Source organism: Trichococcus sp. ES5 (assembly GCF_900067165.1).
GTDB classification, from domain to species: domain Bacteria; phylum Bacillota; class Bacilli; order Lactobacillales; family Aerococcaceae; genus Trichococcus; species Trichococcus flocculiformis.
The window spans coordinates 19,477-40,352 of the sequence record NZ_FJND01000005.1 but is presented as its reverse complement, the minus strand read 5'-3'; the positions used below and the strand labels follow the sequence as shown (position 1 = coordinate 40,352).

Here is a 20,876-nt window from a genome sequence, read left to right as displayed (position 1 = left end):
CACCGTAGGTGTTTCACAAGATTGCAACATGTTTCATGCATCTAAAATGATGTCCAGCTTCACGGGTTAGCCCTTCGGAAAAAAGAATAAGGAACCTCTTGTCTCTGCGAGCCAAGACATACTGTTCGACTAATCTGCTGACGCAGAAAGTCTCTCAGCAATTGCGCTCTTCGATGCTCAGTTGCATGGGACTCTTAGGGATTCATCCCTTAGAGCCCCAGTACAAGTTGACCGTAGGGAACGTTGCGTGGACAGATTTCCTAAATTTCTTTCAGGGCTGAACGAACCCGTTCAGCTTTTCTTAATTGGAACCGGCGATTTCTCAATTATTTCACAGAAACTTCAAACGTATGTAGTATCGTAGACTGGAAATGATGCCGCTTATGGGAAAAAAAGATATAATGGAGGAAATGAAAAGGGGAATCGCTATGGAAATTTTGATGATAGAAGACAATGAAGCCGTCTGCGAAATGATGGCGATGTTTTTTGAGAATGAGGGCTGGCAAGCTGTATTCAAGCATGATGGAAAAGAAGGTCTGGAGACGTTCGCGGCAGCAGACAGAAAATGGGACATGATTATCCTCGATCTGAACCTGCCGAGCATGGATGGGATGCAGGTCTGTCGCGAAGTAAGGAAAATTTCCCAGTTCGTACCGATCATCATGCTGACAGCGCGCGATTCTGAAAGTGATCAGGTTATCGGCCTGGAAATCGGGGCGGATGAATATGTTACGAAGCCGTTCAGTCCGTTGACGTTGATAGCCCGCATCAAAGCGATGCACCGTCGCGCTAAGGTCGATCACGCGCAAGTGCGGGCCACTGATGATTTCGACGTGCTCACCGATCATGTCAAAATCAGCACGATCACGCGCGAAGCCTACCTTGACGGGAAAAAGATCGAAAGCTTGACGCCGAAAGAATTTGAACTGTTCGCGCTTTTGGCCGAACACCCGAAACAAGTATTTTCGAGAGAGCACCTTTTGACCCGGATTTGGGAAGACCCTTACTACGGGGATGAGCGCACAATCGATGCCCATATCAAGAAATTACGGCAAAAAATAGAAGCGGTCGGACCGCAAGTGATCCAGACGGTTTGGGGAGTCGGCTACAAATTCGATGATAGTGGAGTAGAGGATAAATGAAGTATGTCTATCAACAAATCCTGGCCTTTTTTGCTCTGATTCTGATAACCGTGAGTACGACAGGCATCCTGATCATCCAATACGTCACCAGTAATATCTACGACGAAAAAGAGGCACAGCTTTACGGCTATGCCGAATCGATCATCGATCAGAACATGACGATCCAACAATTGGAAAATGGATCTACCTTGGTTTCCAACCAGGATGTCTCGTTCGCCATCTTCGATGCCGAAGACCGCATGGTTTATCCGCAAGCAACGGATCTGTATACGAGCGGAATCAGCGCGGAGGATTTTGAGAGGCTATCGGAAGGCGACCGGATTTCTTTGACTGAACGGGATCGTGGCTTCCTGAACGAAAAGAAGCGCTTCTTGACGGTCTATCTTCCTCTGTTCAATGCAACTACGAATGAATTCACAGGCTTCATAGCAGTCGGTTCGCCGGTAAAAGGCATCGAGGACGAAATCAATGAGATTGAACACAACCTGCTTGTGGCTGTGCTGACTTCCGGGGGCATCGCGATTGTATTGAGTCTCGGCATCGCCAACTATCTGACAAGGCGCATTAAACGCATGCGCAGGGCCACCCATGAGATCGCTTCAGGCAATTTCGATATCTCGCTGGAGAATCATCACAAAGATGAGTTTGATGAGCTGTCGGAGGATTTCAACCAAATGGCAAGGTCTTTGAAAGCCTCCAATGAGGAAGTCGAACGCCAAGAGAATTTGCGGCGCCAGTTTATGATGGATGTTGCCCATGAAATGCGTACGCCGCTCACGACAATCAACGGCATTCTCGAGGGAATTCAGCATCATATGATCCCCGAAGGCAGTCGGGACCGGAGTATGCAACTGATGCAGAAAGAAACCAAACGGCTGATTCGTTTGGTTAATGAGAATCTTGATTATGAAAAGATCCGCTCCAACCAGATTATTTTAGTGAAACAGGAATTTTCGGCTAAAGAAGCATTGGAGAATGTTGCGGAGCAGATGCGGACAAAAGCGCAGGCGAAGGACGATCTGATCATCGTTCAGGTGGATGCAGCGGACCGGATTTACGCGGACTATGATCGCTTTATCCAGATCATGGTGAACCTCACCCAGAACGCTATCCAGTTCACGAAAAACGGAACCATCACCCTGTCGTCTTTCCCGGATGGCGATCAGCAAATCATTCAGGTCAAAGACACGGGCATCGGCATCGAGAAGAAGGATATCACGAGCATCTGGGAAAGGTTCTACAAAGTGGATGTTTCCAGAAAGAACACGAAATTTGGCGAATCAGGAATCGGTTTGGCGGTGGTCCAATCATTAGTGATGAACCATAAGGGAACCATTGATGTGGAGAGCAATCCGGGCGAGGGAACAATTTTCACGATTACATTACCGACGAAAGCAGCAATCGAAAAAAATAGTTAAAAAAATAGCTGCCGGAATTTTTAAATTCCGGCAGCTATTTTGGTTATTCAACTGTTTCTGTCTGTCCTTCTGCTGGGACTTCCTCAGCAGCGGGTTGTTCTTGCGTTGCATTTTCTTCAGCAACGGCTTGGTTAGCTGGGAACTCAGGAGCATCCGTCTGATAAAGCGGCACGGTTGAAACGCCGTTGTTCGTATAGTACAAGGAAGTGTTCAGGTCACCCAATTCCGCGATGTCCTCTTCCAATCTTGAAGGGGAATCCACATAGCCGTGCAGGCTTTTATCAACCGGAACGAATCCATCCGGTGTGTAGAAGCGCAACAAATCACCGTTGATGATCTGATCGGAGATGGCCAGCTGCAGTTCAGCTTGCGCCCGGATCTGAGCAACTTTTTCGACTACTTCTTCTGTCTGATAAGCAAGCGTACCTGTTTGGGTATGATAAACGGAATTTCCTAAGATGGTATATTCGTTCGTCACGATGCTGCCATTACGGAAAACAACGATTCCCTCATTTTGCGCTGACATCAGATCCTGTCCAAGTTGGACATAGGCTGAAGTGTCGACACCCAGAAGATGCATCACGGTAGGCAAGATATCGATCTGGCCACCATAAACATCACTGATTTGTCCGGTACCGGAACCAGGATTATGGATGATGAAAGGAACACGCTGCATCATGGCATCGTCATAGGCACCCCACAAATCCGGATTGGCTCCGATGAGCGGCGCCAACGTTTCGTTGCGGGAACTGGAAATACCGAAGTGGTCGCCGTACAATACGAAAAGCGTATTATCATAAAGGCCTGCGTCCTTCATATATTGGAAAAATTCAGCCAAGGCTTCATCGGCATAATGAGCAGTATTGAAATAACCATCAATCGTTTCGTCACCGGTATCCAGAGTGAAGGTGTTATTCATCTCGTCTTCAGGGAACGGGAAGTGATTCGAAACGGTTATGAACTTTGCATAGAAAGGCTGCGGTAATTGCTCGAGGTATTGCGCCGATTCTTGGAAGAACAATTTATCTTTCAAACCGTACTCGACTGAGTTCTCATCCGTCAGTGTGTAACTGCTGCCGGCATCAAAGAAATAATCATAGTCGAAAGATTTATAAACATTATCGCGATCCCAGAAAGAACCGACATTCCCGTGGAAAACAGCTGATGTGTAGCCAAAGGTTTCGCCCAAGATGGCCGGTGCTGATTGGAAGGTGTTGTCCGCACCGATTTGTGTAAAGGCCGAACCTTGCGGCAATCCGAACAGTGAATTGTCCAGCATCAGTTCGGCATCACTTGTTTTTCCTTGGCCCGTCTGATGGAAAATGTTGCTGTAACTGTAAGAATCACTGCTGTGATACAAGCTGTTCAGGAATGGCGTCACTTCAGCCGTCATGCCTGTTTCATCAGTCAATGACAGATCGATCAGGAACTGCTGCATACTTTCCAGATGGATGTAGACGACGTTTTTGCCTTCCGCTTGCCCAAAGTTTACTTCGTTGGGTTCGGCATAATGCGTACCTAAGTAATCAAGAACGGCAGCCATATCTGAGCTGTCCGCACTTGCGCGTACTTGGTTGGCTTGGGCTGTCTTGATGCCATCATAGAGGGTGAAGACATTGATACCCAAGTATTTGACGATGTAGTTGCGATCAAAAGTTCTTGTCAGCAATTGCGGTCGGCTTATTTCAGCAAGGCCTAAGTTAGCGGCGAAGAGAGCGATCGAGGCGGCAACTGTCGCAAACGCCCATCTTTTCTTGAAGATACGTTCGTCGCGATTTTTGCTAACGAATTTCTTATAGACATAGATGAGGACAAAAGCATCGATCCAATAGAACAGATCCAGCGGCTGCATCATGGCGATGACTCCGGAACCTAAGTTTTTGGTTGCGTTGGCTGAACCGAAGATGGTTTTGATTGTCAGGAAGTCCGTAAATTCGCGGTAGTAGATGATGTTGGCGAACAACAGGATCGAATTCAGTACATACAGAGCAATCAAGCTTCTGTAGCCTTTTTTAGGGTTCTTAACAAAAAGCGAAATCCCGAGAATCAATAAAGTCGTGGCAATTGGGTTGATAAAAAGAATCAGCTGCTGAAACCAACCGTCTACGCCTAAAGAGAACGCTGTGTGATAAGCGAAATAGGTCTTCAGCCAGAAAAGGACGACGGCGAAAAGGAAAAATCCGAATCGCGTCTGCAACTGTTCAGTTAATTTTTGTTTCAAAAAAGAGACCTCCTATGATATCGTGTGGAACACATGTAAATTTCCTGTGAATTTTTGTGGTTTATGTGTGTTGTTTGTGAATTTTATGTAAAATGAGCTAGTGTCATTATATTCTGAATGCTTTTGATAGTCAATCGAAGCCCCGTAAAGTTTTTCCTAAGTTTTTCTCAAGAATAGTTGCTTTTTTAAGGATTTTTCGAGAAAATGGGACTTTCAAAGTATCTGTTTAAAGGAACAAAACTGACAAAGGTGAGCGTAGATTATGATATTTTTACAAGGGCTGTATGAGTGGGTGGCTGCTTCGCTGGAGTCATCCGTTAATCATTTTCCGCTCATACAATTAGTTTTCAACAGCGTGGACAAGACCATACTGTACTATTTGATTTTTCTGGTTCTAAGAGCCGCCTACCTGCTGCGCAGACACCGCAAGACGGGCAAGAAAATCCCCTTATATAAGGAAGGGTTGCTGCATGCTTTGTTTATCTACATCGCATTGTTGCTTCAACTGACGGTTTTCCGCAATGAGGTGACCTTCTGGACCGTCGAGTATCACAAAATCGATTGGTCAGCGATCCATTGGCTGCCGTTGGTGGATACGGTCAAACTCTTTTATGGGGATTCCGGATTTTCGGCATGGTACAATTCATGGGGGAACGTTGTCTGGTTTATGCCGCTGGGCTACATGGGGCCTTATCTGTTCAGAAAAAAATGCAGTTTCTCCAAAGTGACAGCGATGGGTTTTCTTTTTTCCAGCATGATTGAGTTCCTCCAGCTCATCTTTCAGACGGGCGTCACGCATATCGATGATGTCTTCTTTAATACGTTGGGTGCCGCAATCGGCTACAGCATATGGGTATCATCAAAAAAAGCAGTGCAGAACGGATAATCGACTATAAAGGAAGTAAATTATGAAAAAAATTACGATTACACAAATAAGCGAGAAAAAAATTAAGGCAGGCAATCCCTTGCTCCAAATGGAAGATTTCCCAAACGAGCTCAGCTTCGATGAAGGGGAACTGGTCGAGCTGGTCGATTCCCGCCAAAAATTCGTCGCAAAAGCCTATTTGGCTAAACAGAACAAAGGCGTCGGTTGGGTATTTTCCTTGGATAACGCGGATAGTTTCAATGAAGCATTCTTCAAAAAACAGTTTGAAAAAGCGAAACGTAAGCGCACGGACTTGCAATCGGACCCGGAAACGACTACCTATCGGCTTTTCAATGCGGAGGGGGACGGTATCCCTGGTGTTACCATCGATCATTACGACGGGTTTGCGGTGGTATCTTGGTACAGCGAAGGTATCTTCCTCTACCAGACCGCCATTATCGCTGCCTTCCAAGCGGTCTTCCCGGAAACGAAGGGCATCTATGAAAAATTCCGTTACCAACGGAAGGATGGCCTGATCAGCCGCTACGTCAGGGGTGATGCAGCCCCGACGCCCCTGATCGTGAAGGAGAACGGCATCAACTATGCGACGTATCTGGACGATGGGCTGATGACGGGCATTTTTCTGGATCAGCGCGAGGTACGCGGCGCTCTGACGGAGCGTTATGCGGCAGGCAAACGGGTCTTGAACACGTTCAGCTACACCGGCGCGTTCTCCGTGGCAGCAGCCATGGGCGGGGCGATCGAAACGACGAGTGTCGATGTTGCGAACCGTTCGTTGGAACGGACAAAGGAACAATTCGCCGTCAATAACCTGGATAGCGAGCAACAGAAAATCTATGTCATGGATGTCTTCGATTTCATCCGCTACGCGATCCGAAAGGAATTGCAGTATGACGTGACCATCATCGATCCGCCAAGCTTTGCCCGCACCAAAAAGCGCACGTTCTCGGTAACGAAAGATTATACGCAATTGTTGGAGGAGTTGATCCAGATCACCGCACCGGATGGTACGCTGATTGTGTCTTCCAATGCCGCCAACTACAAGGAAAAGAACTTCAAACAGGATATCGCCCAAGCCTTCAAGAACAGCCATTGCGATTACCGCATCCTGGAAACTTTCCATCTGCCGAACGATTTTGCTGTTCCGGCAGGCAGCAAAACAAGCGATTACCTGAAAGTCTTCATCATTAAGAAACTGGCGAGATAAGAAAAGCTGAACGGGTTCGCTCAGCCCCGAAAGAAATTTAGGAAATCTGACCTCGCAACGTTCCCTACGATCACCTTATACTGGGACTCTAAGGGATGAATCCCTAAGAGTCCCATGCAAATGAGCATCGAAGAGCGCAATTGCTGAGAGACTTCCTGCGTCAGCAGGTTAGTCGAATAGTATCCTTGGCTCGTTAGAGACAAGGGGTTCCTTTATCCCTTTCCGAGGGGCTAACCCGTGAAGCTAGCCAACGCTTTGGATTGCATGGAAAATTTTGCAGTTCTTTGAAGCACCAACGGTGACGCACTTTTGAGTACAGAGAAATTTATATTTTTCCTACAATATAGAAAAAAGAGAACGGCGCTGCCTCATCAGGAGGTTGGCCCGTTCTCTTTGCGTATGGGATAGTTTTATGTGTGAAGACCCGCAGCAGCATGTTGTCCGGCAGTGTGCCCTGTAACAAAGGCGCCGGTTATGTTATACCCGCCTGTGTAGCCGTTGTAGTCGATCAGTTCGCCGCAGAAATAAAGACCTTTTGTCAGTTTGCTTTCCATCGACTTTGGATTGATTTCCTTCGTTGAGACGCCCCCGCCGGTGACGAAAGCTTTATCCAATGGATGCGTGCCGTTCACTTCAAATGAGAAATTTTTGCAGAAGTCGGCGAAAGCTTTGGTTTCTTTCGGAGTCAATTCCTTTAATGACTTCTGCGGATCGATGGCCGCCTGCGTGCAACCGAACAACAGGTAGCGTTCTGGCATCAGGTCTTTCAGGCCATTTTTGACGCTTTTTTCAGCATGAGCCTTGATCAGCTTCTGCAATTGTTGTTCGACGGCGCCCAAAGAGAGTTCCGGAAGAACATCCAAGGACATCGTGACCGTCTCGGTTTTATCGCGCTTCATTGTCTGGTGGACAAACATCGAACAACGCAAAGCGGCGGGACCAGACACGCCGAAGTGGGTGAAGATCATGTCCATCTGGTGGGAAACGACTGTTTTGCCTTTTTTATTTTTGATGCTGAGGGCAACGTTGCGCAAGGAAAGTCCCTTCAGTTCGCTTGAACGGATGAAGTCCGCATCTGATGTGATTGGTGCTTCAGTCGGGTACAATTCCGTGATGGTATGTCCAGCCGCCTTGGCGAACTTATAACCATCGCCTTTGGATCCTGTGCGCGGCAGGGCTTTTCCTCCAGTTGCCAGGATAATCCGATCGGCCGGGAGAATCTCGCCATCTTCCAGAAGGACACCGGTCACCTGTTCATTTTCGATCAGGATACGCTCGACTTTTATGTTGGTCCGGATCTGGACCTGCAGCCGCTTCAGTTCCTCGATGAAAGCTTCGAGAATAGTTCTGGCTTTATCCGTGACAGGGAACATCCGACCGTGATCCTCTTCCTTCAGGGCGACGCCGCGTTCGATGAAAAAGGTCATGATGTCATACTGACTGAATTGGGTAAAGCTGCTGTGCAGGAATTTTCCGTTTCCGGGAATATGCCGGATGATTTCTTCTTCGGGACGGTTGTTGGTGACGTTGCAGCGGCCCCCGCCTGTCAAGAGTAATTTTTTTCCGAGACTGGGGTTTTGTTCGAGGAGCGTCACTTCCGCTCCCGCTTCGGCAGCCGTGCAAGCTGCCATCAGACCGCTCGAGCCGCCACCGACAATAATGATGCGTGTTTTCATGTTATGTATTTTCTCCGTTCTTTTGCTGCACTTACTTTATCACAGATATGTCCAACTGAAAATGGCTTTTTTTCCAGGATGGTCACGAAAAAAGATGCTTTCCTTCATTAAATATTCAAAGATTGCGACTATACTGTATCCATACCCAAAGATAATCCTTTTTTCTTCTTCTGCTTCCGCAGAAGACTCCTCCCTCATGGACGGAAACGGGTCTTTGATCGCTGAACAGCTAAGCATCGATCAAGCAGCAGGATATTTTCCTGCAGTCCGGGATTTCCGTTCTATTTTTGTGCCCGAAAGAGTATAATAGGCATAGACTTATTTTTGAAGAAGTGAGGGTATTGAAATGGATTTTATGAAAGTAATGCATACGAGACAAACAACGCGCAGCTTCCAGAAGTTTGCACTTTCCCAAGGGCAAGTGGAACTGATGTTGCAAGCCGGGCAAAATGCACCGATCAGCCGCGGTCGCTTTGAAGATTACCATATCACGGTCATTAAGAATCCGGAAATATTGACAGCGATTACATCTGCAGCAAAGGAAGTGCCGGGCAGTACGGACAAGGATCCCTTGTACGGAGCACCGGCCTTTTTCGTTGTTTCCGCTAAGGAACCGGCCAAACCTGGTAGTATCGCAAGCGCGGCAGCAATCGTCGAAAATATGCATCTACAAGCAACCGCGGAACTTTTAGGTAGCTGCTTCCTGATGGGAATCGTGGCGAACGGCACGTTGGACGCTGAAGGGATCCGTGAAAAAATGCAGATTCCCGAAGGTTTTACGCCTGTCGCCGGAATGGTGGCGGGCTATCCGCACGGCTATCTGCATGATCGGCCACGCACATTGGAAAAGATCGCCGTCAACATCGTCGAATAGCACAGTTTGGGCAATGAAAAACGACTTCAGGAGAAACGTTCAAGTTTCCCGGGTCGTTTTTTTTGCATACCCGTTTGATGAGTCTTATTCGGGTGCGAAGTTGCTGATTGCATATCCGCGCTCTTTTGTATACCATAGTAGTATTACGATAGTAAGGGTCTTCGGGAATACTTTTTTCGGGACGTTCCAAAATAAAAATCAATCAAGAAATGAAGGGATACATAATGGCGTACATTTCCTTAAAAAATGTCAGCAAATTCTATCAAATGGGCGAAACACGGATCACAGCCAACGACAAGATCAGCTTCGACATCAACGAGGGGGAGTTTGTGGTGATATTGGGGCCCAGTGGAGCCGGTAAATCCACCGTTCTGAACATTCTGGGTGGAATGGATGATGCCGATGAAGGCCACATCAGCATCGACGGGGTGGATATCTCCCAATTCACGTCAAAAGCCTTGACGACCTACAGACGGAGGGATGTCGGTTTTGTTTTCCAATTCTATAATCTGGTGCCGAACCTGACCGCCAAGGAGAATGTGGAGCTTGCCTCACAAATATCCCCGCATGCGCGCGATGCTGCTGAAGTCATGCGGGAAGTAGGTTTGGGTGAGCGTATGGACAATTTTCCGGCGCAGCTCTCAGGAGGCGAACAGCAGCGTGTCGCCATCGCCCGTGCCTTGGCGAAACAGCCCAAGCTGCTGCTTTGTGATGAGCCGACAGGAGCACTGGATTACGAAACGGGCAAACAAGTACTGAAGCTACTGCAAGATACCTGCCTGGATACGGGAACAACCGTCATCGTCATCACCCACAACCAAGCTATCGCAGCCATGGCGAACCGCATCATCGAAATCAACAATGCTAAAGTAAGGGCCATCCATGAAAATCCAAACCCTAAACCAGTATCAGAAATCGAATGGTAGGAGGGGGAGAAGACGATGAAGAAGAAGGCGCTATGGAAAGACATCTGGATAGAGATTGGCAAAAGTAAGGCACGTTTCCTCGCTTTGTTGGCCATCATCACGTTGGGAGTGGCTTTCTTTGCCGGCATCAAAGCGGCAGGGCCGGATATGCTGGACACCGCCAACCAATATTATGAAGACAATAACCTGTATGACCTGAAAGTTTTGTCTACCTACGGATTGGAAGAAGCGGACATCGCCATTTTGGATGAAACGGCCGATCTGTCTGTCCATCCGATGCGGACAGTGGACATCGAAATGGAAGGCAGTGACTTTCTCGTAAAAGTATTCCCGCTGCAAAGCGGTGCGGATCCGGTCAACGCATATGCGCTAGTAGACGGCAGACTGCCGGAAACAAGCGGTGAAGTCGCCTTGGATGCGAAACAGAATCTGAGCAGTACTTATCAGATCGGCGATACCATCACTTTCCGCCATGAGTCCGACGAAGACCTTAGTGATGAAGAAAAAGAAAACCGCATCTCCTTGAAGGAACAAGAATACACGGTCGTCGGCTTCGTTGATTCGCCGATGTACATCGAAACGATAATGCGTGGTTCCACCAATGTCGGGAAGGGCAGCCTGGATGCTTTCGTTGTCGTACCCGAATCGGATATTCTCGGCAGCATCTATACGGAAGCTTATCTGACGATGGCTCCGACTGTGGCGGAAACAGGATACACGGACGCCTATGATGAACAGGTGGACAGTTTGGCCGATGAAGTGGAGCTTGCTTTGAACGGGAGACCGTTGGAGCGCATCAATGAAATCCGTGCGGAGGGTCAACGGAAGATCAGAGATGCGGAAGATGAACTGCAGGAGGGCAAAGACAAACTTGCGGAAGCCGAGCAGGAACTGCAGGATGCCCGCCAACAATTGGATGACGGCACAGCACTCTATGAGGAGAATCGCCAGTTGTTTCTGGACGAAATCGCCCAAGCCGAGAGCACTTTGACTGCAAGCCAAGCTGAAATCGATGCGGGCATGGCGGAGTACCGAGCAGGCCTGGCGACCTATCTGGAAAATAAAGCGCTCTACGATGAAGCAAAGGCTGCTTGGGAAGAGCAGAAAGACTCCCTACAAGAGCAAACCGGTTCGGAGGCTTCATTGGACGAATTATTGGCGAGTCTTCCTGATATGCCTGAAGGCCGCGAAATCGCTGAACTGGCGCAAATGCTGCTCGACGGGCAGGCTGAAGTTGAAGCGACCCAAACTGCGCTGGAAGTGAAAGCGGAAGAGTTGCAGGAACGGGCAGCCGCCTTAGCGTCAAAAGGTGAGCAGCTCTTGGCGGAGCAGACGAGTCTGGAGGCGGATGCAGCAGCCTACCAAAAAGAGCTGACCATTTTCACTGCTGACATGACAGCTTTCCAAACGGAAAAAGCAATCAAGCAAGCGGAATTCTCCGCACGACAAGCCGCTATCGATACTGAAAGGGCAGCTTTGGCGGGTTTGGATCCGGAGACAGATCTGAGTGTGGCAGAACGCTTAGCTGCTCTGGATGAAGAGCAGGCAGCTTTGGATGCGGAACGGGCCGCGCTGGCGCAAGCCGAAACGGAATTGACTGTCCGCCAAAGTGAGCTGGAGCAAGAGGGTGCCTCCTTGTCCAGCCGCCAAGAAGCCTTGACCGCCGCAGCCGCTGCTTTCCAGGCAGAACGAGCCAGTGAAGAGGCCGCCCTCCTGGAGGAACAGCGCCTTCTTGAGTCGGCCGGCAACGAATTAGCCGCCAGAGGGGAAGCGTTGCTGGATCAACAGCAACTGCTGGAAGAAAAGATTGCGGCATTCATGGCAGATGCCGAAGCCCAAATCGCAGCTGCTGACGCTCAATTTGCTGAACAAGGGATTGCGTTGGAGAATGGTCGATTGGAATTGGCATCGGCCTTCTCGCAACTGGAGGATGGCCAGATACAGATCAATAATGGTTGGTCAGAGTTGGAAAGTCAACGCGTGAGCGGTGAACAGGCCCTCGGGGAAGCTTGGCAGGAAATCCAGCAGGGCGAAGCGGCTTATCAGGAAGGTTTGGTCACTTTTACAGCCGAACGCGTCGATGCAGAAATCGAAATAGCCGACGGGGAACGTCAGGTCGCAGAAGCGAAGCAAGCCTTGGCCGATCTGATTGAGCCGGTCTACTACGTGACGGATCGGTCCGGGAACCCTGGTTACCAGGAATACCGCGACAATGCGGACCGCATCTCGGCCATCGCAGAGATTTTCCCGGTGTTTTTCTTCCTGATTGCGGCTTTGGTGAGTTTCACAACGATGGCCCGGATGGTGGATGAGCAGCGCCAGCAGATGGGGACGCTGAAAGGCCTCGGTTACAGTGATTTCGATATCGCCAAAAAATATCTGATCTATGCAGCGATCGCCTGCATCGTAGGGACCTCACTCGGTTTGGTGGCCGGATACAATATTTTCCCTGCGGTCATCTTTGATGCCTATGGATCCATGTACAGTCTGCCTTCCGTAAAGATTACCTACTACTTGTCCTATGCACTGATTTCCATTGCTATCGCGCTGCTGTGCACCATCGGACCGGCTGCGTGGGCGGCACATGCCTCGTTGCGGGAAAACCCGGCTATGATGATGCGTCCGAAAGCGCCGAAGAATGGCAAACGTGTGCTTTTGGAACGCGTGACGTTCATTTGGGACCGTCTCAGCTTCAACTCGAAGATTACGGTACGTAATTTGATGCGCTACAAAGCGCGCAACATGATGACGATCTTGGGCGTTGCCGGCTGTACCGCCTTGATATTGACCGGATACGGTATCAAAAATTCCATCTCCGGATTGGCGGATACCCAGTTCAACGATGTGATGCGCTATAACGCAATCACGGCGATGCGTCCGGAAGCGAGCGCAGAAGAAATCGCCTCCTATGATGAACTGGTCGCTGCAACTCCTGAAATAACGGATCATCTCAAGGTAGTGCAAGAAAGCTACAAACTGGATAAAAAAGGGGTAAACCTGCAGAACGTCACGGTCTTTGCGCCGCTGGAAAGCGAAAATCTCCCGGATTTTGTCAGCTTACGCGATCGTATAACCCAAGAACCGATCGCGTTGACGGATGAGGGAGCCGTCATTTCGGAAAAATTAGCGAACCTGGCAGACGTCGGACCGGGCGACAGCATCGAAATCCGCAATGATGAAATGCAGACCTATCAGATTTCGATCCAGGCTGTCACCGAGAACTACGTCAACCATTACATTTACTTGACGCCATCCCTTTATGAAGAGATTTTTATCCAAGCTGCGGAACCGACAACCGATCTTTTGCTGTTTGACGAACCGGAAAGTTGGGAACGGAGCTTCGGATCTGAAGTGATGGGAGAACAGGCGGTGGCGCTGGTGACATTCATTAATTCCGTCGATCGTAGCTTCGCTGAAACCTTAGGGAGCCTGGATGTCGTCACATTGGTATTGATTGTGTCGGCAGCCTCATTGGCTTTCGTTGTGCTGTACAGCCTGACGAACATCAATGTTTCGGAGCGGATCAGAGAACTGTCGACAATTAAAGTTTTGGGGTTCTATGATGTGGAAGTGAGCATGTACATCTACAGAGAGTCATTGGTCTTAACTTTGTTGGGTATTTTGTTCGGTTTTGTCCTCGGAAAAATTTTGAGTACAGTCGTTCTTAAAATGGTGGAAATTGACTTCATGATGTTCCCACCGACCATTATGCCGATCAGCTACCTGTATGCAGGTTTACTTTCGTTGTTGTTCTCAAGTGTTGTCATGTTGATTATGCACCGCAAACTGAAACAAGTGGACATGATCGAAGCACTCAAGTCAGTTGAATAAAAGTAAGAATAGAAAAACGCGCAAGAGCCATCAAATAGGCCGCTTGCGCGTTTTTCTTCTTTAGAGACATCAACAATTATCGATTATCGGCTGGTGTTTGAGGTGAACCAGGCAATAGGTAGTTGACTCCGATGGCGATGGAAGTGCCGATGACGGTATCCAGTACCCTTTGGATGGCATAGGTGATTTTCTCTGCATCGTCTATGTTGTAGAAAACGACAAGAAAAGTCGCGGTGGCTCCGACGATAGCTGTGGACATGTCCAGGACGTTGCAGACTGTGATCAGGATGATGATGGCGATGATCGTACCGAAGAAATCCACAGAAAAATCCAGTCCGAGGAAATCTTTGACTGCGATCAAGGTTACCCCCAAGACACCGGCGACAGTATTACCTCCGACACGGCGGATGCCATGATGCAGTGATTGGGAGCAATCTTCACGCAAAGCAAAGACTGCCGCCAAGCCGGCCAACATAGGCGAACCTCGGTCCAATAATTTGAACAGCAGCACACAAAAGCCGACAGCAACGCCGGATTTGGTCGTACGCATGCCTACGCGGAATTTCTCCTTATCCAAATGAATCATAGTAAGTACGATACTTCCTCTCGAAATGAAATAATATCTCAATCATAAGCATTTTTTGATTTTTATCAAGGCATTTTCACATTATTGTGCAAATAATACACTTGCATTTACTTCATTGTTCAGAGTAGCTTTTCGAAAAATGAGAAAAAAAGGCTATTTTTGGATGAGAAATGTCCTTTTTTGGACAAGTCATTTTATTGGAATTGTTGCAACGGCGGCTTTTTCAGGTAGGGTGAAAAAAGAACATTCGCTTTTTGCCAAAAAAGTCCAAATTTGGGTTGCTTAAATTGTCAGAATATTCTATACTAATGACATTAAATTTTAAGGAGAAGGATGAGGGCCTTTTCTTTGAAATTGCAACGAATTATGAATATATAGTGAGATGGGGAGGATTATTTAGATGAAAAAGAAATTTTTGATGGGTCTAGCATCTGTATTCGTACTTGCAGCATGCGGCAATGGCGCAACGACAGAAGAGAGCGATACAATCAAATTGGGTGGTAACTTCGAATTATCAGGCGGTGCGAGTGCATACGGCACGCTGATGGACGAAGGAATCAAAATGGCGGTTGCAGAACAGAACGCTGCAGATGGCTTATTGGGTAAAGAGATTGAGTACGTATCTTACGATAATAAATCTGAGCCTTCAGAATCCACATCGGTTGCGACTCGTTTAGCTACCGAAGATAATGTTGTCGCAATCTTAGGACCTGCTACAACGGGTGCAGCGAATGCACAATCTCCAGCAGTCACAAGAGCAAAAGTGCCAGCAATCCTTCCGGCTGCTACAGGCGATGGCGTAACGATGGATGGCGATTCCGTTCTGGAATACGTATTCCGCGTATGTTTCCAGGATTCTTTCCAAGGTAAAGCTTTGGCAGAATTCGCTCAAACAGACCTGCAAGCTACAAAAGCTGTCATCTTAGTGGATAATTCGACTGACTACGCGATCGGCTTGGCTGATGCGTTCAAAGAAACATTCACTGGAGACATCGTAGCGGAAGAAAACTTCACAGCCGGCGATACAGACTTCAAAGCAATACTGACGAATATCGCAAATCTGGACTATGATGTCATCTTCCTGCCTGGATACTATGAAGAGGGCGGATTGATCATCAAACAAGCCCGCGAAATGGGAATTGTACAACCTATTTTAGGACCGGATGGTTTCGCTAACTCAACTTTGGTTGAATTGGCAGGTGCCGATAACATGGATAATGTATTCTATGCTAGTCACTTCACTCCAAACAGTGAAGAGCCTAAAGTACAGGAATTCTTGGCTGCTTTTGAAGCAGAGTACGGCAAGCCTGCAGATTCATTCGCAGCTTTGGCTTACGATGCTGCGCAATTGGTATTCGATGCAATTGCGAATGCTGACAGCACAGATCCTCAAGCAATCACAGATGCTTTAGCGGCAACTGAAGATTTCGAAGGCGTAACGGGTACCTTCTCATTTGATGAGAACCACAACCCCATCAAATCCGCTTTCGTAATCGAATTGCAAGATGGTGTAGAAGTCGGCAATTCTATTGTGGAACCAGCTAAATAAAAACACTGGTGCGCGAGATTGTGGCATTGAAACCTGAATAGACCGTTTGATTCCAAAGTAACACAATGAGGTGCTGGCAGAATTTGCTTAGCACCTTTCTTTATGTTTTACCTCATCGTAAAGTAATCCCTCATCGTGCGTGAATAATAGTAAACTATATCCGAACAATGCAGTATAATAAATAAAAGACTTCTGTCCAGCAGAAGAAAAGAGAGGTGTAAAATGGAAAATTTAGTTCAACAGCTGATAAACGGTATATCGTTGGGAAGTATCTACGCCCTGATTGCGCTAGGGTACACCATGGTATACGGTGTCATCAAATTGATTAACTTTGCCCACGGGGACATTTACATGGTGGGTGCGTACCTTGGATATGCTTTGATTCAAAACGTCGGCCTCGGCCTTTTCCCATCCATTCTGATTTCAATGCTTTTTTGTGCCATTTTAGGGGTGGTCATCGAGAAAATCGCCTACAAACCATTGCGGGGCGCAACAAGGGTAGCGACGCTGATTACAGCCATCGGGGTTTCTTATTTATTGCAAAATGTCATGATCTATATAATGGGGCCTGAAGTGAAGGCCTTCCCGACAGCCTTGATAGTCCGCAATTGGACATTCGGCGGGGTGACCATCAACTCGCAACAGATCCTGATTTTCCTGACGACAGTCATCTTGATGATCGCTTTGCAGGTCATCGTAAAGTACACAAAGATGGGGAAAGCCATGCGGGCGGTCAGTACCGATCCTGAAGCGGCACAATTGATGGGGATCAACGTGGATAACGTGATTTCCTTTACGTTCGTTCTGGGTTCCTCCTTAGCCGGAGCGGCAGGGGTATTGGTCGGTATCTACTATAATTCGATTTCGCCATTGATGGGAGTGACGCCGGGGCTGAAAGCCTTCGTTGCCGCAGTATTCGGCGGTATCGGCATCATCCCCGGCGCCATGGTCGGCGGCTACGTTATCGGCATCATCGAGACGCTGGTCAGTGCTTATGGCGGATCGATGTTCAAAGATGCGGTCGTGTACTTGATCCTGATCATCATCCTGATCGTAAAACCTTCCGGAATCTTCGGAAAAAATACAAAAGAGAAAGTGTAGGTGATAATGATGAAACAATTGAACAAAACAAATCTAGGTTGGCTCATTCTTATCGCTTTGATGGCTGCCGTCCTGTTCATCGGCGTCAGCACAAACATCATTTCTCCCTTCTACCAAATTACTTTAGTGACCATCATGATCAACATCATCCTGGCGATCGGGCTGAATCTGGTCATCGGCTTTTCCGGTCAGTTCTCTCTGGGACATGCCGGGTTTATGGCAATCGGCGCCTACAGTGGAGCTATTATTGGAGACATGATGGAAGGCTTGGCCGGTTTCTTTGTCGGTTTGCTGGTGGGCATGATCATCTCCATCATCGTGGCCTTGATCGTCGGAATCCCAACCCTCCGTCTGAAAGGCGACTACTTAGCGATTGCGACTTTAGGAGTTGCGGAAATCATCCGCATCCTGATTCTGAACATGGGCGATCTTACGAACGGCGCACGCGGAATCAGTGGCATCTCTTTCCCGTTTGAATCAAATATGAGTTTTATTATGGTCCTGTTCCTTATTGTGATCGTAACGAGCATCATCACCATCAACTACATCCACAGCAGTCCGGGGCGTGCGACCATTGCCATCCGTGAAGATGAGATTGCGGCTGAATCGATGGGTGTCAACGCAACGACTTACAAAGTCATCGCCTTTATGATCGGTGCGGCAACTGCCAGTATCGCAGGTTCTTTGTACGGCACATACTTCAGCGTAATCACGCCTGGCGATTTCACTTTCCAGAAATCTATCGATGTGCTGATCATTGTCGTGTTCGGCGGTATCGGCAGCGTAACAGGCACGATCGTTGCGGCGGTTGTGTTGGGTGTCCTGAATACGTATCTGCAATCGTTCGGAGAGCTGCGGATGATCTTCTACTCGCTTGCCATCATCGCCATCATGGTATTCCGTCCAGGCGGATTGTTGGGCAACCGCGAATTTACGATGTCAAGTTTGATGAAGCATTTCGCGAAAAAAGATACTGCTAAGAAGGAGGTCCAATAATGAGCCTATTAGAAGTAAAAGAATTGACCAAAAACTTCGGCGGTTTGGCCGCTGTATCCAATGTCGATTTTGCGATCGAAGAAAATGAATTGGTCGGTCTGATTGGCCCCAATGGCGCTGGTAAAACGACCTTCTTCAATCTGCTGACAGGCGTATACGTTCCGACAGAAGGAACGATCGAATTGGAGATCGACAACAAAAAAGTGTTGTTGAACGGAAAAGCGCCTTACAAAATTACGGACCTTGGCTTAGCGCGTACATTCCAGAATATCCGTCTCTTCAAGGAACTGACGGTTATCGATAATGTATTGATCGCGATGCACAGCACGATGGGCGAGAGTACGTTCCACAGCTTGCTGCGCACGCCGACCTACTACCGCAAGGAAGCCGAAATGCGTGAAAAAGCTTTGGAATTGTTGGCCATTTTCGAACTGGAAAAGAAATATGATGTTCTGGCGAAAAATCTTCCTTACGGCGAGCAACGTCGATTGGAAATCGTCCGCGCCTTGGCGACGGATCCAAAAATCCTCTTTTTGGATGAGCCGGCAGCCGGTATGAATCCACAAGAGACTGCCGAATTGACCGCGCTGATCCGCAAAATACAGAAAGATTTCAAAATCACTGTCGTTCTGATCGAGCATGATATGTCCTTGGTCATGAATGTGTGCGAAAGAATCTATGTGTTGGAATACGGCCGTCTGCTTGCCAAAGGAACGCCGGAAGAAATTCAAAAAAATCCAGCCGTAATCAAGGCTTATCTAGGAGGCGACTAACGTGCTGAAAGTAAAAAATCTATCTGTACATTATGGCATGATCCAAGCCATCAAAGATATCAGCTTTGAAGTGAATGAAGGCGAAATCGTTACGTTGATCGGAGCCAACGGAGCAGGGAAGTCAACCATTTTGCGGACGATTTCCGGGCTGGTAAAGCCATCTTCAGGCGAAATCGAGTATTTGGGCAAACCGATCCATACTGTGGCTACCCGAAAAATCGTCGAGCAAGGGATTGCCCAAGTTCCGGAAGGCCGCCATGTTTTCAAAGGCTTGACGGTTCAGGAAAACCTTGATCTGGGAAGTTTCACCCGCAAAGACAAACAGAACCTTGCTGGTGATCTGGAAGCGGTATTCGAACGTTTCCCGATTCTGCGCGAAAGAAAAAATCAGGATGCAGCCACTTTGTCCGGCGGGGAACAACAGATGTTGGCAATGGGCCGCGCTTTGATGACGAAGCCGAAGCTTTTGCTTTTGGATGAGCCTTCAATGGGATTGGCGCCTATTTTCATCAAGGAAATCTTCCACATCATCCAGGACATCCAGAAACAAGGCACAACGATCCTTTTGATCGAGCAAAATGCCAACGTTGCTTTGAAGATTGCAAATCGCGGGTATGTATTGGAAACGGGAAATATCGTATTGACCGGAACCGGGGAAGAATTATTAGCAAGTGACGAAGTTCAGAAAGCTTACTTAGGAGGCTAAAAAATGGATGTACAAAGCTATATGTCAACGGATTTAGTAACGATTCAACCTTCAACAAAAATCATCGAAGCTTTGGATTTGATGAAAGAGCACAAGATCCACCGTCTGCCGGTCGTTCAAGGCGAGACTATCGTAGGATTGATCACGGAAGGCATCATCGAACGCAACACCCCTTCCAGCATGACCAGCCTGGATATGCATGAAGTCAACTACCTGCTGAACAAAACGACAGTGTCCGACATCATGGAAAAACGCGTCGTGACCATCAACAAAGAAGCCCTTTTGGAAGAAGCGGCCGTAACGATGCGTGAAAATGGCATCAGTGTTCTGCCGGTAGTTGAGCCAGGCAACCGTCTGATCGGCATCATCACCGAAAAGGATATCTTCTCTGCCTTCATCGATGTGCTGGGCTATTATACTCCCGGTGTCCGCGTTGTCGTCAATATCCATGAAGACAAAAAAGGGGTGCTCGAAGACCTGACGGATATCTTCTCAGACGAGAACATCAACATCCAACAGATCGCGACGTACCGCAAAATGGGCTTTGTCCAAGTCGTTCTCCAATTGGAAAGCAAAGACGTCGAAGGCGTCCGCGCCAGACTCGAAGAACACGGCTACGAAATCGGATCCATCATCTACAAACCAGAAAGAGTGTAGGATGTGATGAATCCCGCTCTAGAAATCGAGCACTAAGAAGAAATCCACCTCGTGACCCGGTCTTGGTTGAGAGGTGGATTTCAGCTTAGGCGGAGATTTCTGGGATTCAGAACTCAACTAATAGGATGTGATGATTCGCGTTTAGATACCCGTACGTTGGAGCAAACGACTACCGTTCACCTCTTTTGTGGACGATAGTCGTTTGCGAAACGTTAGTGGTATCTGCGAATCAGAACTCGACTAATAGGATGTGATGATTCGCGTTTAGATACCCGTACGTTGGAGCAAACGACTACCGTTCACCTCTTTTGTGGACGATAGTCGTTT

Annotated in this window: 17 protein-coding genes; 14 read left to right on the top strand and 3 right to left on the bottom strand. The window is 48.0% G+C overall.

All coding sequences use genetic code 11. The features are described 5' to 3' along the window. Positions 1–428: 428 nt before the first annotated feature. Positions 429–1,142, top strand: coding sequence for a response regulator transcription factor (locus TES5_RS05920; protein ID WP_068561053.1), 714 nt, complete (start codon positions 429–431; stop codon positions 1,140–1,142). Beyond that, positions 1,139–2,560 (top strand): sensor histidine kinase, encoded by a 1,422-nt coding sequence (locus TES5_RS05915; protein WP_068560911.1) that lies wholly within the window; start codon positions 1,139–1,141, stop codon positions 2,558–2,560. Before TES5_RS05920 ends, TES5_RS05915 begins: the two co-directional genes overlap by 4 nt. Before the next feature lie 43 nt (positions 2,561–2,603). Here the strand turns inward: TES5_RS05915 and TES5_RS05910 are convergent, their stop codons facing one another. Next, positions 2,604–4,781, bottom strand: a complete 2,178-nt coding sequence (locus TES5_RS05910) for an LTA synthase family protein (protein WP_068560909.1) — start codon at positions 4,779–4,781, stop codon at positions 2,604–2,606. A gap of 262 nt (positions 4,782–5,043) precedes the next feature. On the opposite strand from TES5_RS05910, the gene TES5_RS05905 reads away from it, so the two are divergent. Together TES5_RS05905 and TES5_RS05900 are read left to right on the top strand one after the other, a co-directional pair. Further along, positions 5,044–5,667: a VanZ family protein gene (locus TES5_RS05905; protein WP_068560907.1), complete on the top strand. Its 624-nt coding sequence runs from the start codon at positions 5,044–5,046 to the stop codon at positions 5,665–5,667. A 22-nt stretch (positions 5,668–5,689) separates the two neighbouring features. Beyond that, the gene (locus tag TES5_RS05900; RefSeq protein WP_068560906.1) at positions 5,690–6,874 is read left to right on the top strand and encodes a class I SAM-dependent rRNA methyltransferase; all 1,185 of its coding nucleotides are present in this window, start codon (positions 5,690–5,692) and stop codon (positions 6,872–6,874) included. A 410-nt stretch (positions 6,875–7,284) separates the two neighbouring features. On the opposite strand, the gene TES5_RS05895 is transcribed toward TES5_RS05900, so the two are convergent. Further along, the gene (locus TES5_RS05895; protein WP_068560904.1) at positions 7,285–8,550 is read right to left on the bottom strand and encodes a BaiN/RdsA family NAD(P)/FAD-dependent oxidoreductase; all 1,266 of its coding nucleotides are present in this window, start codon (positions 8,548–8,550) and stop codon (positions 7,285–7,287) included. A 346-nt stretch (positions 8,551–8,896) separates the two neighbouring features. On the opposite strand from TES5_RS05895, the gene TES5_RS05885 reads away from it, so the two are divergent. The 3 genes from TES5_RS05885 (at position 8,897) to TES5_RS05875 (ending at position 14,181) form a co-directional block, all read left to right on the top strand. Then, positions 8,897–9,424, top strand: a complete 528-nt coding sequence (locus TES5_RS05885) for a nitroreductase family protein (protein WP_068560900.1) — start codon at positions 8,897–8,899, stop codon at positions 9,422–9,424. Positions 9,425–9,648: 224 nt separating this feature from the next. Continuing rightward, positions 9,649–10,350 carry an ABC transporter ATP-binding protein gene (locus TES5_RS05880; protein WP_068560898.1) on the top strand — a complete coding sequence of 234 codons (702 nt, stop codon included), beginning with the start codon at positions 9,649–9,651 and terminating at the stop codon, positions 10,348–10,350. A 15-nt stretch (positions 10,351–10,365) separates the two neighbouring features. Beyond that, complete coding sequence (locus TES5_RS05875; RefSeq protein WP_068560897.1) at positions 10,366–14,181, top strand: FtsX-like permease family protein; 3,816 nt, start codon at positions 10,366–10,368, stop codon at positions 14,179–14,181. Positions 14,182–14,257: 76 nt separating this feature from the next. Here TES5_RS05875 and TES5_RS05870 read toward each other — a convergent pair whose 3' ends face one another. Continuing rightward, entirely contained in the window at positions 14,258–14,767 is a 510-nt protein-coding gene (locus tag TES5_RS05870; protein WP_068560894.1) for an FUSC family protein, read from the bottom strand. Between the two features lie 139 nt (positions 14,768–14,906). Here TES5_RS05870 and TES5_RS15140 point away from each other — a divergent pair, with 139 nt between their 5' ends. The 7 genes from TES5_RS15140 to TES5_RS05840 all read left to right on the top strand — a co-directional run bounded on the left by TES5_RS15140 (position 14,907) and on the right by TES5_RS05840 (position 20,549). Further along, positions 14,907–15,053, top strand: coding sequence for a hypothetical protein (locus TES5_RS15140; RefSeq protein WP_157080387.1), 147 nt, complete (start codon positions 14,907–14,909; stop codon positions 15,051–15,053). Positions 15,054–15,167: 114 nt separating this feature from the next. After that, complete coding sequence (locus TES5_RS05865; protein ID WP_068560892.1) at positions 15,168–16,316, top strand: ABC transporter substrate-binding protein; 1,149 nt, start codon at positions 15,168–15,170, stop codon at positions 16,314–16,316. Positions 16,317–16,538: 222 nt separating this feature from the next. Continuing rightward, the gene (locus tag TES5_RS05860) at positions 16,539–17,417 is read left to right on the top strand and encodes a branched-chain amino acid ABC transporter permease (protein WP_068560890.1); all 879 of its coding nucleotides are present in this window, start codon (positions 16,539–16,541) and stop codon (positions 17,415–17,417) included. 9 nt (positions 17,418–17,426) lie between these two features. Then, positions 17,427–18,413, top strand: coding sequence for a branched-chain amino acid ABC transporter permease (locus TES5_RS05855; protein WP_068561052.1), 987 nt, complete (start codon positions 17,427–17,429; stop codon positions 18,411–18,413). Beyond that, the gene (locus tag TES5_RS05850) at positions 18,413–19,186 is read left to right on the top strand and encodes an ABC transporter ATP-binding protein (protein ID WP_068560889.1); all 774 of its coding nucleotides are present in this window, start codon (positions 18,413–18,415) and stop codon (positions 19,184–19,186) included. The genes TES5_RS05855 and TES5_RS05850 overlap by 1 nt, the downstream gene beginning before the upstream one ends. Positions 19,187–19,223: 37 nt before the next feature. Next, on the top strand, positions 19,224–19,892 hold the full coding sequence (locus tag TES5_RS05845) for an ABC transporter ATP-binding protein (protein ID WP_068561051.1): 669 nt from the start codon (positions 19,224–19,226) through the stop codon (positions 19,890–19,892). Between the two features lie 3 nt (positions 19,893–19,895). Then, positions 19,896–20,549, top strand: a complete 654-nt coding sequence (locus tag TES5_RS05840) for a CBS and ACT domain-containing protein (protein WP_068560887.1) — start codon at positions 19,896–19,898, stop codon at positions 20,547–20,549. Positions 20,550–20,876: the final 327 nt, after the last annotated feature.